Below are 16,494 nucleotides of genomic sequence, written 5' to 3'. Positions count from 1 at the left end.
TGCGCATGCCCGTCGCAGACCTGCAAACAGCCTTGTTGTTTGAGGCGCCGCCGATGGCCACCAGTCCGCTGACTGGCGCTGTGGCCGGTGTACCTGCCCACCTTGTGGCCCTACCAGAAGATGACGAATCGCCCGCAGACCGCCCCCGGTTGCGGGCGATTTTTATTTCTGACCTGCACATCGGAACCCCTGGATTTCAGGCCTATGCTTTGTTGGATTTTTTGAAGCACCACCGGTGTGAAACGCTGTACTTGGTGGGTGACATCGTTGATGGTTGGCAATTGCGTCGCCGTTGGTTTTGGCCTCAAAGTCACAACGATGTGGTGCAGAAGTTACTCCGCCGTGCCCGCAAGGGCTGCCGTGTCATTTATGTGCCAGGCAACCACGACGAGTTTGCGCGGCACTTTGTGGGGCATGCCTTTGGCGGCGTCGAGGTGGTTCATGACACGGTGCACACCACGGCGACAGGCCTCAAATTGTGGGTCATTCACGGTGACCATTTCGATGGTGTGATCCAGTGCGCCAAGTGGCTGGCTTACGTCGGGGACTGGCTGTATGAATTGACCCTGAAGCTCAATCGCTACCTCAACAGTTGGCGTGCCCGCATGGGATTGGGCTATTGGTCTTTGTCGGCCTATTTGAAACTCAAAGTCAAGAAAGCCGTCAACTTCATCAGCGACTTTGAAGTCGCTGTGGCACAAGAAGCCAAGCGCCGTGGCTATGACGGTGCCGTGTGCGGTCACATTCACCACGCCGAGATCCGTGACGTCAATGGGATCTTGTATTGCAACGATGGCGATTGGGTCGAAAGCCGCACAGCGCTGGTCGAGCACATGGATGGCCGTTTGGAGATCATCCATTGGGGCGCAGGCGAGGCTGTGACGGTGCGCGAGATGAACGCTGTGGAGGCTTTGGCATGAAGTTGGCGTTGATCACCGATGCATGGCATCCGCAAGTCAATGGCGTGGTCACCACGCTGCACGAGCTGGTGGCTGCCTTGGCCCCACTGGGTGTGCAAGTCGAGGTGATCCACCCTGGGCTGTTTGAAAACAAACCCTGTCCGGGCTACAAAGGCATCGATTTGGCCGTGCGCCCTGCCAAGCACTTGGCCGAAATGCTTGACCAGATGCAACCCGAAGCGATCCACCTCGCCACCGAAGGGCCGCTGGGCTGGGCCGGACGTCGTTATTGCCTCAAACGCCGCCTGGCATTCACCACGGCGTTTCACACCAAGTTCCCTGAAATCCTGAATGCCGCCTTGCGTGTGCCCTTGTCTTGGGGCTATGCCTTGTTCCGTCACTTTCACCGTCCCTCTTCGGGCGTGATGGTGCCTACCCAAGGCGTGCTGGACATGCTCAAAGCACGAGGCTTTGAACATCTCAAACCCTGGACGCATGGCGTGGACTTGGCTTTGTTTCAATACCACGACAAGCCGCTGGACTTGCCTGCATTGGCGCATTTGCCCAGGCCCCTGTCTTTGTTTGTGGGCCGCGTGTCCTATGAAAAAAACATCGAGGCCTTCTTGTCTATGAAGCTGCCTGGCACCCGCATCGTGTGCGGGGTGGGCCCTTTGGAGGACAGTTTGCGACAACGCTTTCCCGATGTGGTGTGGATGGGCGTTTTGCCCCGCACCGAGTTGGCCCAGATATATGCCGCCAGCGATGTGTTCGTGTTCCCGTCCAAAAACGAGACCTTCGGTTTGGTCATGCTTGAAGCCATGGCTTGCGGCACGCCCGTGGCCGCCTACCCGGTGGATGGCCCCTTGCAGGTCTTGGGGGCAGACGCAGGCGGCGTGATGGGCGGTGTCTTGCACGAAGACCTGAACCAGGCCGTGGCCCAAGCCCTGCGCATCCCGCGTGCCGAGGCCCGTGGCCGGTCCACGCACTTTGACTGGCCTCAGACGGCCAAAAGCTTTGCTGCTCACTTGGTCAATGTGCATCAACGCACCGAGGTCGGACGCGAGGCGTTCACATAATTGTCATCAAAATGACTTGAATGGTTCTTAGGATCAGACTGCATTGAGATGACAAAAAAAATCATGAGTTCTGAATCCTTCAAAAGTCAAAGCAACAAAGCGCCATCGTCCTTGCTGGACCGTGACCTGAGCATTCTGGCTTTCAACGAGCGGGTTCTCGATTGGGCGCACCGCCCCGATGTGCCCTTGTTGGAGCGTTTGCGCTATTTGTGCATCGTCTCGTCCAACTTGGACGAATTTTTCGAGGTCCGGGCTGAACCCCATGTGATGGGCGCCTTGCAAGGCCTGCGCACCGGGCCTTACACACAAAACAGTTTGTCGGCCATCACCGAGCATGCCAATGCCATGGTGGCGCGCCAGTACGCCCTGTACAACGACGATTTGCTGCCCGCTTTGGAACGGCAGGGTTTTCGCATCCTGTCTCATGGTGATCGAAACGCCGAGCAGCGCCGCTGGGTGCGCAGTTATTTCCAGCGCGAAGTCCAGCCCTTGCTGGTCCCGGTGGGGCTCGATCCCGCACACCCCTTCCCGCAGGTGGCCAACAAGTCTTTGAACTTCATCGTTCAGCTCTCGGGCAAAGATGCCTTTGGCCGTTCCAATGAAATTGCCATTGTCAAAGTACCGCGCGTTTTGCCGCGCTTGATACCGCTGCCGGCCAAATTGTGTGGCGGTGCGACGTCGTTTGTGCTCTTGTCCAGCGTGATCCGTGCGCATTTGGCCGAGTTGTTTCCGGGCCGTGGGGTGGGGCAGTTCTCGCAATTCCGTGTGACGCGCCATTCCGATCTGGCGGTGGACGAAGACGATGTCGGCAATCTGCGCACCGCTTTGCGTCAGGGCCTGCAACACCGCAACTACGGCCAAGCCGTTCGCCTGGAGGTGTCGTCGGATTGCTCCTTGCGCTTGGCCGAGTTTTTGCGCAAAGAATTCCAGTTGCCCGAGTTGTCGGTATTCCGTGTCAACGGGCCTGTGAACTTGGTGCGTTTGATGCAACTGATCGATCTGGCGCAGGCGCCCCAATTGCTGTTTCCGCCTTACAAAGCGAGCTTTCCGCAGCAACTGCCTGCGCACGGCTCGATCCTGTCGCGCTTGCGCGAGGGCGATGTGCTCATTCACCAACCCTTTGAGAGCTTTGACGGTGTACTGGCTTTTTTGCGCGAAGCGGTGTCAGACCCGAACGTGCTGGCCATCAAGCAAACCATTTACCGAACGGGCAGCGATCCGGCCATGATCGATCTGCTGCGTGAGGCTGTGCGTCAGGGCAAGGAAGTCACGGCGGTGGTGGAGCTCAAGGCCCGCTTTGACGAAGAGGCCAACATCAACTGGGCCGAACAACTCGAATCGATTGGTGCGCAGGTGGTCTATGGTGTGGTGGGCCTCAAGACCCACGCCAAGATGCTCTTGGTCACCCGTCGCGAAGGTCGCAGCTTGCGCCGTTATGGCCATTTGTCCACAGGCAACTACAACCCGCGCACGGCCAGGCTGTACACCGACATCAGCTACCTGACGGCCGACCCTGCCATCACCCTGGACATGGACCAGCTGTTCGGTCATCTGGCCAGCCAGAGCAGCTTGCCCAAGATGAAGCGCTTGCTGGTGGCACCGTTCACGCTGCATGCCGACATGCTCTCGCGCATCCGCGCCGCAGGCACGGCAGCGGCTGCAGGTCGGGGTGGTCGCATTGTTTTGAAGATGAATTCACTGACCGATGTGCCTTTGGTTGAGGCCCTGATGGCTGCAGGCCAGCAAGGCGCCCAGATCGACTTGATCATTCGCGGGGCCTGCATGTTGCCCGCCGGTGTGCCCGGTGTGAGCGAAAACATCCGGGTGCGATCGGTCATTGGCCGCTTCCTCGAACATTCGCGCGTGTTTTATTTCCGCGCGGGCGAGACGGAGTCTTTGTACCTGTCGAGTGCCGACTGGATGAGCCGCAACATGATGCGCCGCGTCGAGTTGGCCTGGCCTGTGGATGACCCGGTTTTGCTCCAGCGCATCATTGATGAGTGTCTGCTGGCTTATTTGCACGACAGCAAAGACGCTTGGGACCTGGCACCCGATGGTCGTTACCACCGTGTGGGTCTGAATGCCACGGGGCATGGCGCACAAAACGCCTTGATGGCGCGTTACAGCGCCGCCCCCTCGCAGGAGTGAGCATGGACTTGATCTTGTGGCGACATGCGGAAGCCCACGATGCCGAGCCGGGGCAAGACGATATGCAAAGGGCTTTGACCACACGGGGCGAAAAGCATGCTGCTCGGATGGCGGTATGGCTCGATCGTCAGCTGCCCGATGGTGTGAGGATTTTCAGCAGCCCTGCTGTGCGGACCGAACAAACGGTGCGTGCTTTGGGGCGTCGGTACAAAGTGCGCGATGCCCTGTCGCCAGGGGCATCGGTAGAGGATTTGTTGGAAACCGCAGGCTGGCCCCACGCCAAATACCCGGTGGTGTTGGTGGGGCACCAGCCATCGCTGGGTGCGGTGGCTTCCCGACTGCTGCAGATGGTGGACACACCATGCCCTGTTCGCAAGGGGGCCGTCTGGTGGCTGCGCAGCCGCCAGCGCGAGGGCGTCAACCAGACGGTGATCATGTCGGTCACCGTGCCCGATCGGCTCTGAACCTTCAAGCTTTGCTGGGGCGGCCTGTTTTTACCGTAGGGATGGCGGCCAGCGCTTTCTTGAAGCTGGCGTCTGGCAAGCCCGAAATGATTTGCAGCCCGGCGCGGATCAATTCGCTTTTCTTGATCTCGACGCCCAAGGTCATTGCGCGTTTTTTCATGTCGGCGATTTGCGTGAATTCGGTTTTAGGGATGGTGAAGCTGTCGCGCACGACTTTCACTTTTTTCTCTTTGACCGGTTTGGTTTTGGCTGCTTGAGGCTTGGTCACAGCGGGCTTGGCTGGGCTTGGTTTGACTGCAGCTTTGCGTGGTGCTTTGGCAGGTGCTGCCTTGGATGCCGCTTGGGGCGCGCGTGGCGTCGTTGCCAGCTTGGCTTTAGGTGCTGTACGCTGCGCTTTTTTGGCGGGTGCTTTGGCCACAGGTTTGGCGACTGGGTTTGCGGCCTTGCTGGGTGCAGCTGGCTGGTTTGTTGCGGGCGAAGTAGTCATGTGGTTTCCTTTAAAAAAACGGTGCATACAGTTTATACCGTTGGTGAAAGAAAATCAATGACTGCGCAGTCTAAGTCTGTTCGGTCGCGCTTCTTAGAGGACTTGTACCTTGAGTTCCCAGCCAGTTTTGAACCAGGCGACGCTTTCTTCGCTCAGCAAATGAGCCGATTGTGGCCATTGTTCTGCCCATGGCGCGCCGAGCTTGAGCCTGGCGGTTCGCCTTGTCGCGTCCACACTCAGCTCGATCGACGAGGTGTCTGGCTCGCGGCGGGCATGGCACAGGATCACGCTCATGCGCAAGGCCATGAGCTGCTGGACAAACAGGGGGTCTTGCAAGGGCGCATCGAGCTTGCGAAGCTTGCCGCGGTGGCCGAGCACCAGCTGACTCAGGCGGTGCAATTCGTCGATCGTGAAGCCCGGCATGTCGGTGTTGTCCAGAATGTAGGCGCCGTGCTTGTGGTAATCGCTGTGAGCGATGCGCATGCCCACTTCGTGCAACTGCGCTGCCCAATGCACTTTGCGCAAATGGCGCGCTGTTTCCGTGTCATCGCCGTCTTGGCCCAGCATGTTGGTCAACAGGGTTTGTGCCGTGCGCGAGACGCGTTCGGCCTGCATGAGGTCAGAACCAAAACGTTGTGTGAGCCAGTCCACCATGTGCGAGCGCACATCGTCATGTGGGCTTTCGCGGTCAAGCAGGTCGTACAAGGCGCCGTGGCGCAGGGCGCCTTGAGCGGCGACCATCTCGTCAATCTGCAGCAGATCAAAAACGGCACGCAGCACGGCCAGGCCACCACCGATGACCGGTCGACGGTCTTCTTTGATGCCTTCAATTTTGAGGTACTCAGGTTTTTGCGCCTTGAGCAGTTTGTCTTTGAGCCAGTCGAGCCCATCGCGCGTGATCAAGCCTTCAGGCCAGCCCGCCAGGGCCAGCACGTCGGCCACCGCGCCCACGGTGCCGGAGGAGCCGTAACAGGTGTCCCAACTTGAGCGGGAGTAGTGGATCTGCGCCTCGTCCAGAATGGCTTTGGCCGCGATCTCGGCAGCCCTGAAGGCTGAATGGGTCCATTGCCCATCCGGGAAGTACTTCATCGACCAAGCCACGCTGCCCACCCGGTAGGACTCTAGCGTTTTCGCTTGGGCGTTTTGGCCCAGGATCAATTCGGTCGAGCGCCCACCTATGTCCACCACTAGGCGGCGTTCAGCCGACTGGGGCAAGAGGTGTGACACGCCCAGGTAAATCAGGCGCGCTTCTTCGCGTCCAGCGATGACTTCGATCGGGAAACCCAGAATGTCTTTGGCTTTGGCCAGGAAGACCTCACGGTTGCGCGCCTCACGCATGGTCTGGGTGGCCACCGCACGCACTTGGCTGGCTTGAAAGCCTGCGATGCGTTCGGCAAAGCGGGCCAGGCAGTCCCAACCGCGCTGCATGGCGGCTTCGCTCAAGTTGCGCTCGGCATCCAGGCCATTGCCTTGGCGCACGGTTTCCTTGATGTATTCCACGCGCCTGAGGTGTCCCGCCTCCAGTTGACCGATTTCCAGACGGAAACTGTTGGAGCCAAGGTCAATGGCGGCGAAAAGGGACTTGGTTTGCATGGTGCGAATCGGTGACAGCAGTGGCACGGATTATGTGACGGATATTTGAATTTTTGATGACAAGCAGTTTTCACCGTGAAGATTCCAAGAGGCCCATCGATGCGCGCCAAGCGTGAGTCAAGTCGGGACAGTGCCCAGTTCCTTCGATCAGGTTCAACACCATTTGCATGTCCTGCGCACGGCCCCAGGCGATTTGTTTTTTTCTGACGCGCTTGAGCTGTGCTTGCCATTTTTTGTTGGGTTGGCTCGCCAGCAGACTCTCCAGCGCATGCCGCTCTTGTTTGAGCAGAATGCGGCATCGGTGCTGTCGCTCAGGCGTGAAGGGATGCCTTTGGGACTTGATCTTGCGATGCAAACGCCGCAGCCTGTGTTGGGCCCATTTTTCGAAGGATTTGCGCCGAACCTTCAAGGTGACACTGTCCAGGCGTTTCATCCAGGTGCGCAGTTGCTGGAACCTGGCCGTGGTGCGCGGTCTTGCTATTTCCTTGGCCAAATCATGCCGCGCCAGTTGACGATCCTGGTGCAGTTGCTGCACCAGGCCTGCCCACTCGTGGGTGCCCGCATCCGGGTGGGCTTGGCGCCAGGCGGGCAGGGTGCATTCCAGTGCCACATCCAGATTGCGCAGCTGCCCCGTCAGGTGCCACAAAGTTTGAAGCGCATCGTTGTGGCGGTGAGGCGGTTCAGGTAGCAGGGGCCTGTAAAACTTCAAAAGGGATTTTTGACGCCGCCACGCCACCCGTGCCTGGTGCAAGGTTTCTGTTTGCCGGGTCTGCGTCCAGGTCAGGAGCAAAGACCGGGTGTCTTGCAGCGAGGTCCGCAGCAGGTGCTTCACAAACCACCAGGCTTGTTGCTCGGGGTTGGGCAGCAGGTTTTGAACGGCCCGGCTTCTGGCCCTTGTGGTGCGCGGCATGGGTCACCTCATTTTGAAATCGGCCAGGTCCAGCTTCGGTCTGGGCATCACCAAGGACATGCCCTGCAGGGTGTGCACCAGCAGTTCGGCCACCAACAGATCGCGGTAAGGCTTCGAATCGGCGGGCACCACATACCAAGGCGCTTCGTCGCTGCAGGTCGCTTGCATGGCGTTTTCGTACGCGTGCATGTAGGCACGCCAGTGCCGGCGGTCTTCAAAGTCAGAAGCCTGGACTTTCCAGTGTTTCAAAGGGTCGTCCAGCCGGGCTTGCAGGCGCTTTTTCTGTTCGTGTTTGGAGATGTGCAAATAGCATTTGACGACCGCAACGCCACTGTCGTGTAGCAAGGCTTCAAAGTGCCGGATGTGGTGGTGTCTTTTTTCGCACAGGGACCGCTGCAGGGTGCCCTGCACAACGGGCACCAGCACATCTTCGTAATGGCTGCGGTTGAAAATCACCATCTCCCCCAGTGCCGGGGTTTTGGCATGGATGCGCCAAAGGAAATCGTGCTGTTGTTCCAGCGCCAGGGGCACGCCAAAAGCCTCGGCCCGCACGCCCAAGGGGCTGATGTGTGCAAAGACACTGCGGATACAGCCGTCTTTGCCTGCGGTGTCCATGCCTTGCAGCACCAAGAGCAATGCCCGTGTTTTGCAGGCATGAAGCGTGGCTTGCAGCCGGTTGAGCTGGTCTGCCAGTTCGGCCATGCGAACGGGCCACAGTGGCTTTTCGGCCTCCGTGTGCGCGGCGGGCAAAGTGGGTCTGTCGGACAAATTCACAGGGTGTCCGGCGGACACGCGCCAGTCGGACCAGTCGATTTGGCTCATGCGTTTTCTCCTTGTCAAAGTGGTCCGATGGTGCTGGCGAGCCACAGCCTGGCCCATGCGCCCAGCCACACTGCTGCGATCACCAGCAGCAGACCGGGCAGGATCAAGACTGCAAAGGCTTTGCCACCAGCACCGATGGCGACGGCGGACTTGCTCAGGCTGTTGGTGCTGACGGCCAACAAAATGGCCAGCTGTGCTTGGGGCAGTGAGGCGTGACCTTGGTGGACCAAGCTGCTCATGGAGGCCACGCTGGAGTGCGCGTCCACCAGGCCTGCGAGCATGCTGGCGATGAGCACACCGGGTTCGCCCAGCCAGTGGTTCAAGGCGGCGGTCATGACGGTGATGCTGAGCACCGCCAGGCTGAGGATCAGGGTGGTCTTGTGCTCAAAGGCATGCCCCCTCAGGTCCAGATTCGGTGGCATGCATTCCGGTTCATGGGCTTTGTACAGCCACAGCGCATAAAGACCCGCCGTGCAGCAGCCCAGGCCGATGGGCAAAAGCATGTATGGCAACAGGCTGGGCAAAAAGAGGGCCAGCAACAAGCCCAGCTGCACCATGGTCGAGACCGTGGACAGCACCGCGCCCATGGCGGCGGCATGCAGCACGTGTGGCTCGCGTTGGGCGGCCTGGCCCATGGTCAAGATGGTGGCCGTGCTGGAGATGAAACCACCGGCAAAACCGGTCAGGGCCATGCCAGCCCGCATGCCCAATATGCGTTTGGCCATGTAGCCCAAGGCGCTGATGCTCATGACCGCGACCACAAAGCGCGCCAGGTCATGCGGGTTGATGGCTTGAAAAGGGCCCGTGTCATGGTCTGGGCTCAGCGGCAGCAAGATCATGGCCGCTGCCAGGAAAATGATCACGTCTTTGAGTTCTTGTTCGGTGATGACCTGGTGCACAAAGCGGTGCATTTCTTCACGCGCGGCCAAGATGGCCGCCAGGGCGATGCCCATGATGGCAGCCAATTCAGGGGATGCGCCCGACAGTGCGCCCAGCAGACAGGTCAGCAAAATGGCGACTTCCGAGGTCAGGCCCGGATCGTGTTGCCTCGATTGCTGGTAAGCGCTCATGGTCAGGGCGCCCAGGGTCAGCAAAGCCGCGCTCACCAACCACGGCGCGTCCAGACTTTGCGCTGCAAAGCCCAGCATCGCCGCCCCCGTGAAGGTCCGGATGCCAGCGGAACGGCGGTGGGGACCGCTGCCTTTGTGGCGCTCTCTTTCCGTGCCAACCAGCAGACCGATGCCCAATGCCACAGAAAGCGGGATGAGTGCTGCAGGGTCGGCGAGCGTCAGCATGACATGTTTTGAATCCAAAAATACGCAAAGGCTTGGGCCGTGGACCGGGGTGCTCGGCAGATAAGGCCATCATGGCGATGATCGCCCTTGGCTTCCGTGCGCTGAAACACAGCCGTTTTTTGTTTGACACATTCTTGTCACAATCGACCGTTAAATTCGATTCCATGAATGAAAGGGCGGTCAAATTCCTGACCCCCTGACTTTTGATGACCCTGAACCAGGAGTTGATATGTTGAAAATGAAATCCGTGATTGCCGCCGTGGGCTTGAGCGTTTTGGCCGCCACCAGCTGGGCTGCCGACATCACCGGCGCTGGCGCCACCTTCCCCTACCCCATGTACGCCAAATGGGCGGAGGCTTACAAGGCCGCCACGGGCACAGGCTTGAACTACCAATCGATTGGTTCTTCGGGCGGTCTGAAACAAATCCGTGCCAAAACGGTGACATTTGGTGCTTCTGACGCCCCTGTGTCAGGTGCTGATCTGGACAAAGACGGCATGGTGCAGTTCCCAGCCATCATTGGCGGCACGGTGCCTGTGGTCAATCTGGAAGGTTTCAAGCCAGGCGAGCTGCGCATCAGCGGCCCCGTGTTGGCTGAGATTTACTTGGGTGCGATCACCAAATGGAACGATGCCAAGCTGGCAGCTCTGAACCCCGGCAAGAAGTTGCCTGATCAGGCCATCACTGTTGTGCACCGCGCAGACGGCTCCGGCACCACGTTCAACTTCACCGACTACCTGACGTCCATCAGCAAAGACTGGGCCGACAAAGTGGGCAAGGGCGCTGCGGTCAAGTGGCCAGCGGACTCTTCTGTGGGCGGCAAGGGCAACGAAGGTGTGGCCGCCAACGTGAACCGCGTCAAAGGCGCTGTGGGTTACGTGGAATACGCCTACGTCAAGAAAAACAACATGAATTTCTTGCAACTGCTCAATGCCTCCGGCAAATACGTCAGCCCCGATGATGTGACCTTTGCGGCTGCCGCTGCAGGCGCTGACTGGTTCAGCGTGCCTGGCATGGGTGTGTCGATGGTCAACGCCAAGGGCAATGACAGCTGGCCCATCAGCACCGCATCGTTCATCTTGATGTACAAGAAACCCACCGACAAAGCCTCTTCGGATGAAGTTCTGAAGTTCTTTGACTGGGCTTTCAAGAATGGCAAGAAGATGGCCGCTGACCTGGACTATGTGCCACTGCCTGACAGCTTGACTGCTCAGATCCGCAGCAAGGTCTGGACCGAGATCAAGTGATTTTTTGGGGGAGTCGGGCTTCCGACTTCCGGGCCCCTCACCTTCCAGGGTGAGGGGTTTTTGTTCAAATGGGTGTCTACCATGCAGTTGTCACAAGGAATACAAATGGACCCGATCGAAAAGGCCAGCCACGCGCCCGATCACAACATGCTGTCCGTCGTGAAGCGTCAACGCATTCAGGATTTCTTTTTTCACAAGATCACACTGAGCTTTTCGCTGCTGGTCTTGTTTGCCCTGATGGGCATCATCATTTCCTTGCTGATCAATGCCTGGCCGGCATTGGCCAAATTCGGTTTCCAGTTCATCTGGCGTGTCGAGTGGGACATCGTCAATGAAGAGTTTGGCGCCGCGATTGCCATCTTCGGTACTTTGGTCAGCGCATTGATCGCCTTGCTGATTGCCGTGCCCTTGTCATTTGGCATTGCCTTGTTTCTGACCGAGACCTGCCCGACTTATTTGCGCCGCCCCTTGGGCACGGCCATTGAATTGTTGGCGGCTGTGCCTTCCATCATTTACGGCATGTTTGGTTTGTTCATCTTTGCGCCCTTGTTTGCCGAATATGGCCAACCCGCTTTGCAGTCCACCTTGGGCAAGATGCCCATCATCGGCAGCCTGTTTGGCGGGGCCATGAACGGCGTGGGCATTTTGGCTGCGGGCATTGTGCTGGCGTTCATGATCGTGCCCTTCATTGCGGCGGTGATGCGCGACGTGTTTGAGATCGTGCCGCCCATCTTGCGCGAGTCGGCTTATGGCCTGGGTTGCACTACCTGGGAGGTCGTGCGCAGCATCGTCTTGCCTTACACCCAAAAGGGTGTGATCGGCGGTGTCATGTTGGGCTTGGGCCGTGCGTTGGGCGAGACCATGGCAGTGACTTTCGTGATTGGCAATTCGCAGCGCCTGAGCGCTTCCTTGTTTTCGCCCGGTACCACCATCGCGTCGACCTTGGCCAACGAGTTTGGCGAAGCGGCGGACTTTCACTTGTCCACCTTGTTCGCATTGGGCTTCTTGCTGTTCGTGATCACCTTCATCGTCTTGAGCATTGCCAAGATCATGTTGATCCGCGCAGAAAAAGCCAAGGGCACCAAGACTTGATGCCTCGCACTGGAGAAATACGATGGATCTGAAAATTTACAAACGCAGACAAGTGGCCAACCGGATCGGTTTGACTTTGTCTTTGACGGCGATGGGCTTGGGCCTGTTCGTCTTGCTGTGGATCTTGTTTGTGCTGCTGTCCAATGGCTTGGCTGCGCTCGATTGGGCCATGTTCACGCAATCCACGCCGGCCCCCGGTTCCGAAGGCGGTGGCTTGGCCAATGCCATCGTGGGCAGCTTGATGATGGTGCTGGTGACGGCTTTTGTGAGCACACCCATTGGCATCTTCGCCGGAGTGTACCTGGCCGAATATGGTGATCAGAGCAAAACCGCAGAGCTCACCCGCTTTGTGACCGACATCATGTTGTCGGCGCCTTCGATCGTTTTGGGCTTGTTTGTCTATGCGGTTTTGGTGGCGCAGGTGCAGCACTTTTCGGGCTGGGCCGGGTCCTTGGCCTTGTCACTGATCGCTGTGCCTGTGGTGGTGCGCACCACCGAAAACATGCTGCGCCTGGTGCCCGGCAGCTTGCGTGAAGCGGCCTTTGCCTTGGGTGCGCCGCGCTGGAAAGTGGCCACCTTCATCACCTTGCGCGCAGCCAAGTCGGGTGTCATGACGGGTTTGTTGCTGGCGCTGGCCCGCATCAGCGGCGAGACGGCACCGTTGCTGTTCACCGCGCTGAACAACCAATTCTTCTCCACCAACATGAATGCGCCCATGGCCAACTTGCCTGTGGTGATTTTCCAGTTCGCCATGAGCCCTTACGACAACTGGGTGCGCCTGGCCTGGGGTGGTGCCTTGCTGATCACCTTGACAGTTTTGATCCTGAACATCTTGGCCCGCGTGTTTTTCCGCGAAAAAGCCCAAGGCTAATCTTTTTGAATGGATGGAATTTCCAATGCCTACAACGCAAAACCTGCCATTGAAAAATGCGATTGAAATTCGCAACTTGAACTTTTTTTATGGCGCCTTCAAGGGCTTGAAGAACGTCAACCTGGACATCGCCGAAAACAAGGTCACCGCTTTCATCGGCCCTTCGGGTTGCGGCAAGTCCACCTTGCTGCGCACGCTCAACCGCATGTACAGCCTCTACCCCGGTCAGCGCGCCGAGGGCGAGATCAATTTTTATGGTCAGAACATTCTGGAAGCCAAGCAAGACCTGAACTTGCTGCGCGCCCGAGTGGGCATGGTGTTCCAAAAACCCACGCCGTTCCCGATGTCGATCTACGACAACATCGCATTTGGCATCCGCTTGTATGAAAAGCTCAGCCGCTCCGAGATGGACGAGCGCGTGGAATGGGCGCTGACCAAGGCGGCGATCTGGACAGAGGTCAAAGACAAACTCGGCCAAAGCGGCCTGTCCTTGTCGGGTGGTCAGCAGCAGCGCTTGTGCATTGCGCGCACCGTGGCGGTCAAGCCCTCGGTCATCTTGCTGGACGAGCCCACCTCGGCGCTGGACCCCATTTCGACCGCCAAGGTGGAAGAGTTGGTGAGCGAGCTGAAGAAAGACCACACCGTGGCGATCGTGACCCACAACATGCAGCAAGCAGCGCGTGTGTCGGATTTCACGGCCTACATGTACTTGGGTGAGTTGATGGAGTTTGGTCAGACCGAACAGATCTTCATGAAGCCCGCCCGCCAGGAAACCGAAGACTACATCACCGGCCGTTTCGGCTGATCAGGAGCAAAACATGGATAAGCACATTTCAAGTCAATTCGATGCCGACCTGACCAACGTGTCCTCACGCGTTTTGGAGTTGGGTGGTTTGGTGGAGTCGCAAACCCGCCACGCGGTCTATGCGCTGGCCCAGTTCAGTGCAGAAGTCGCCAATCAGGTGATCGCCACAGAGAAACAAGTCAACACCATGGAGGTGGAGATCGATGCCGAGCTGGCCTCCATCATTGCCCGCCGTCAACCCACAGCGCGTGATTTGCGCTTGTTGATGGCGATCTCCAAGATCACCGGCAACCTGGAGCGCGCGGGTGATGAGGCCGAGCGCATTGCGCGCATGGTCAAGCAAATTCTCGATCAGGGCAGCCCACGCAATTTGCCATCGTCCGAGTTGCGCATCGCCTCCGATCTGGCATCCGGTTTGCTGCGCAAGTCGCTCGATGCCTTTGCACGTTTGGATGTCAACACCGCGCTGGTGATCCTCAAAGAAGACGATTTGATCGACGCCGAGTTCAACGGTTTTGTGCGCAAACTGGTCACCTACATGATGGAAGACCCACGCACGATCTCGGCCAGTCTGGACTTGCTGTTTGTCGCCAAAGCCATCGAGCGCATCGGTGACCACGCCAAGAACATCGCCGAGTTTGTGATTTATGTGGTCAAGGGTGCCGATGTGCGCCACACCGCTTTGTCGGACATTGAACAAGCCGTCAAATGAGAAGCCTGCCCAGAATTCTGATTGTCGAAGACGAGTCGGCGATTGCGGAACTCATCTCGGTGAACTTGCGCCACAACGGCTTTCAGCCGGTGTGGGCCATGGATGCAGAGTCCGCGCAGCGTGAACTCGACGAGATCTTGCCCGATGTGATTTTGCTGGACTGGATGTTGCCCGGTGAAAGTGGCTTGGCGTTGGCGCGCAAATGGCGCTCGGCAGTCCGCACAAAGGGCGTTCCTATTTTGATGATCACAGCCCGAGGTGACGAGGCCGACCGCGTGGCGGGGCTCGATGCGGGGGCTGACGACTACATCGTCAAACCATTCTCACCGCGTGAATTGTTGGCTCGCATCCGCGCTGTCTTGCGCCGCAGGGTGCCTGAATCGGTTGGTGGGCTGCTCAAAGTGGCCGATTTACAGCTGGATTCTGAAACCTACCGTGTGAGCTGGCAAGACAAGCCCCTGAAGGTTGGTCCGACCGAATTCAAACTCCTGCAATATCTGATGCGCTTTCCAGAACGTGTGCACACACGTGGCATGTTGCTCGACAAAATCTGGGGTGACCACGTTTTCATTGAAGAGCGCACGGTGGATGTCCATGTCAAACGCTTGCGAGAATCACTGGGAGATGCAGGAAGCTTGGTGGAAACAGTGCGAGGAGCTGGTTATCGGTTGACATCTAACCCCACTGCTTGATGTCTAATATCTTTCATGCTAGTCATCGTATTTGAATTTTTCTCGTGGGCTGTGGTGGCTGCCATCTTGGGTGGTTGGTTGGCGGGTTTGGTCGGTGCTTTGGTTTTTGCCTTTGGCGCTGCAACGGCTCACATCTGTCTGTTGGCTTGGCGCAGCAACCGATTGTTGAACTGGCTGTGTAGAACTGGGTTAAACAATCCCTTGAAATGGTCGGGTGTTTGGCTGGAGATCGGCCAACGCATCCAAAGGCTTTTGCTGCAGCGTGAGAAAGCCACTGAGGACCTTGAGCAAAGGCTCAAGGACTTTTTGCAAGCCATTCAGGCATCACCCAATGGTGTGATCCTGCTCGATTCTGAAGCGCGCATCGAATGGTGCAACGACACAGGTGCTGTTCACCTGGGTTTGGACATTCAACGAGACTATCTGCAGCACATTGTGCATTTGGTACGTGATCCCGTTTTTTCCAAATACTATGCGCAGGACACACACACAGCGGAAGCGGTCATTGATGGTCGTGCTGCCACGTTGTCCAAAAACATCAAGTTGTCGGTGCAGTTGCATGCCTATGGTGAGGGCCGCCAATTACTGCTCACGCGCGACATCACCACCATGGCACAAGCCGATGCCATGCGCCGAGATTTTGTTGCCAATGTGTCACATGAAATTCGAACGCCACTGACCGTGATGAGCGGGTTCGTCGAAACCATGCAAGCCATCCCTTTGGAAGAGGATGAGCGACAGCGCTATTTACAGATGATGGCGGTGCAAGCGGAGCGCATGCAATCGCTGGTGGCCGATTTGTTGACTTTGTCGCAACTCGAAGGCGGCATGCCCCCCCGCGTGCAAGACAAGATTTCTTTGCCTGAATTGATGGGGCAAGTTCAATCTGATGCCATGGCTTTGTCGGCTGTCTTGTCTGGTCAAGACAGTGAACAACTGTCACCCGTCCATGTTTTTAAATTTGATCCGATTGAAAACTGGTCGATGATGGGCGCGAGATCAGAGATCTTGAGCGCTGTGTCCAACCTGGTCAGCAATGCAGTGCGTTACACACCAGCGGGTGGTCGTATCTGTGCGCGGTGGTACTGTGAAGCTGACGATCTTTGCTTTTCAGTGTCCGACAGTGGACCCGGCATTGCCGCAGAGCACTTGCCCCGTTTGTCCGAGCGCTTCTACCGTGTGGACCGCAGTCGCTCTCGCGAAACCGGGGGTACCGGATTGGGCTTGGCCATTACCAAACATGTGGCGCAACGCCATGGCGGTGAGCTGCGCATTGAAAGCCAAGTTGGCAACGGTTCTACTTTTTCGTTGGTCTTTCCAATCTCGCGCCTTTTGCTGACGCAGTGAGTCAAATTGCGAGGTCTTTTTTCATGCAATTGACT

Annotated in this window: 17 protein-coding genes; 12 read left to right on the top strand and 5 right to left on the bottom strand. The window is 57.9% G+C overall.

The genetic code is table 11. The annotated features are described in order from the left end of the window. The first annotated feature begins 5 nt into the window (after nucleotides 1–5). The 4 genes from B9Z43_RS12660 to B9Z43_RS12645 all read left to right on the top strand — a co-directional run bounded on the left by B9Z43_RS12660 (nucleotide 6) and on the right by B9Z43_RS12645 (nucleotide 4,587). Entirely contained in the window at nucleotides 6–920 is a 915-nt protein-coding gene (locus B9Z43_RS12660) for a UDP-2,3-diacylglucosamine diphosphatase (RefSeq protein ID WP_369910315.1), read from the top strand. Beyond that, a complete protein-coding gene (locus B9Z43_RS12655; RefSeq protein ID WP_108326209.1) occupies nucleotides 917–1,975 on the top strand; it encodes a glycosyltransferase family 1 protein in 1,059 nt (352 codons plus the stop codon). Before B9Z43_RS12660 ends, B9Z43_RS12655 begins: the two co-directional genes overlap by 4 nt. Before the next feature lie 63 nt (nucleotides 1,976–2,038). Further along, a complete protein-coding gene (gene ppk1 / locus B9Z43_RS12650) occupies nucleotides 2,039–4,123 on the top strand; it encodes a polyphosphate kinase 1 (protein WP_199222313.1) in 2,085 nt (694 codons plus the stop codon). Nucleotides 4,124–4,125: 2 nt separating this feature from the next. Beyond that, nucleotides 4,126–4,587, top strand: a complete 462-nt coding sequence (locus B9Z43_RS12645; protein ID WP_108326492.1) for a histidine phosphatase family protein — start codon at nucleotides 4,126–4,128, stop codon at nucleotides 4,585–4,587. 4 nt (nucleotides 4,588–4,591) lie between these two features. On the opposite strand, the gene B9Z43_RS12640 is transcribed toward B9Z43_RS12645, so the two are convergent. The 5 genes from B9Z43_RS12640 to B9Z43_RS12620 form a co-directional block, all read right to left on the bottom strand. Further along, nucleotides 4,592–5,074 carry a hypothetical protein gene (locus B9Z43_RS12640; RefSeq protein WP_108326205.1) on the bottom strand — a complete coding sequence of 161 codons (483 nt, stop codon included), beginning with the start codon at nucleotides 5,072–5,074 and terminating at the stop codon, nucleotides 4,592–4,594. 93 nt (nucleotides 5,075–5,167) lie between these two features. Next, nucleotides 5,168–6,667 (bottom strand): exopolyphosphatase, encoded by a 1,500-nt coding sequence (gene ppx / locus B9Z43_RS12635; RefSeq protein WP_108326491.1) that lies wholly within the window; start codon nucleotides 6,665–6,667, stop codon nucleotides 5,168–5,170. 70 nt (nucleotides 6,668–6,737) lie between these two features. After that, complete coding sequence (locus B9Z43_RS12630) at nucleotides 6,738–7,577, bottom strand: CHAD domain-containing protein (protein ID WP_108326203.1); 840 nt, start codon at nucleotides 7,575–7,577, stop codon at nucleotides 6,738–6,740. Nucleotides 7,578–7,580: 3 nt separating this feature from the next. Next, a complete protein-coding gene (locus B9Z43_RS12625) occupies nucleotides 7,581–8,399 on the bottom strand; it encodes a PPK2 family polyphosphate kinase (protein ID WP_108326200.1) in 819 nt (272 codons plus the stop codon). 14 nt (nucleotides 8,400–8,413) lie between these two features. Continuing rightward, nucleotides 8,414–9,694 carry a DUF4010 domain-containing protein gene (locus B9Z43_RS12620; RefSeq protein ID WP_108326198.1) on the bottom strand — a complete coding sequence of 427 codons (1,281 nt, stop codon included), beginning with the start codon at nucleotides 9,692–9,694 and terminating at the stop codon, nucleotides 8,414–8,416. A 71-nt stretch (nucleotides 9,695–9,765) separates the two neighbouring features. Here B9Z43_RS12620 and B9Z43_RS17510 point away from each other — a divergent pair, with 71 nt between their 5' ends. From B9Z43_RS17510 to phoR, 8 genes are all read left to right on the top strand, one after another. Continuing rightward, nucleotides 9,766–9,894 carry a hypothetical protein gene (locus B9Z43_RS17510; protein WP_255417100.1) on the top strand — a complete coding sequence of 43 codons (129 nt, stop codon included), beginning with the start codon at nucleotides 9,766–9,768 and terminating at the stop codon, nucleotides 9,892–9,894. A 29-nt stretch (nucleotides 9,895–9,923) separates the two neighbouring features. After that, nucleotides 9,924–10,940, top strand: coding sequence for a phosphate ABC transporter substrate-binding protein PstS (gene pstS, locus B9Z43_RS12615; protein WP_108326195.1), 1,017 nt, complete (start codon nucleotides 9,924–9,926; stop codon nucleotides 10,938–10,940). Between the two features lie 105 nt (nucleotides 10,941–11,045). Beyond that, the gene (gene pstC / locus B9Z43_RS12610; protein ID WP_199222312.1) at nucleotides 11,046–12,032 is read left to right on the top strand and encodes a phosphate ABC transporter permease subunit PstC; all 987 of its coding nucleotides are present in this window, start codon (nucleotides 11,046–11,048) and stop codon (nucleotides 12,030–12,032) included. 22 nt (nucleotides 12,033–12,054) lie between these two features. After that, entirely contained in the window at nucleotides 12,055–12,903 is an 849-nt protein-coding gene (pstA, locus tag B9Z43_RS12605) for a phosphate ABC transporter permease PstA (protein ID WP_108326190.1), read from the top strand. A gap of 25 nt (nucleotides 12,904–12,928) precedes the next feature. Continuing rightward, nucleotides 12,929–13,708, top strand: a complete 780-nt coding sequence (pstB, locus tag B9Z43_RS12600; protein WP_108326188.1) for a phosphate ABC transporter ATP-binding protein PstB — start codon at nucleotides 12,929–12,931, stop codon at nucleotides 13,706–13,708. Between the two features lie 13 nt (nucleotides 13,709–13,721). After that, complete coding sequence (phoU, locus tag B9Z43_RS12595) at nucleotides 13,722–14,420, top strand: phosphate signaling complex protein PhoU (RefSeq protein ID WP_108326184.1); 699 nt, start codon at nucleotides 13,722–13,724, stop codon at nucleotides 14,418–14,420. Further along, entirely contained in the window at nucleotides 14,417–15,112 is a 696-nt protein-coding gene (gene phoB, locus B9Z43_RS12590) for a phosphate regulon transcriptional regulator PhoB (protein ID WP_108326181.1), read from the top strand. Before phoU ends, phoB begins: the two co-directional genes overlap by 4 nt. Nucleotides 15,113–15,127: 15 nt before the next feature. Continuing rightward, nucleotides 15,128–16,459, top strand: a complete 1,332-nt coding sequence (gene phoR / locus B9Z43_RS12585) for a phosphate regulon sensor histidine kinase PhoR (protein ID WP_108326179.1) — start codon at nucleotides 15,128–15,130, stop codon at nucleotides 16,457–16,459. Nucleotides 16,460–16,494 lie beyond the last annotated feature (35 nt).

Source organism: Limnohabitans sp. MMS-10A-192 (assembly GCF_003063335.1).
Lineage (GTDB): Bacteria > Pseudomonadota > Gammaproteobacteria > Burkholderiales > Burkholderiaceae_C > Limnohabitans_A.
This window is presented reverse-complemented; position numbering and strand designations above follow the sequence as displayed.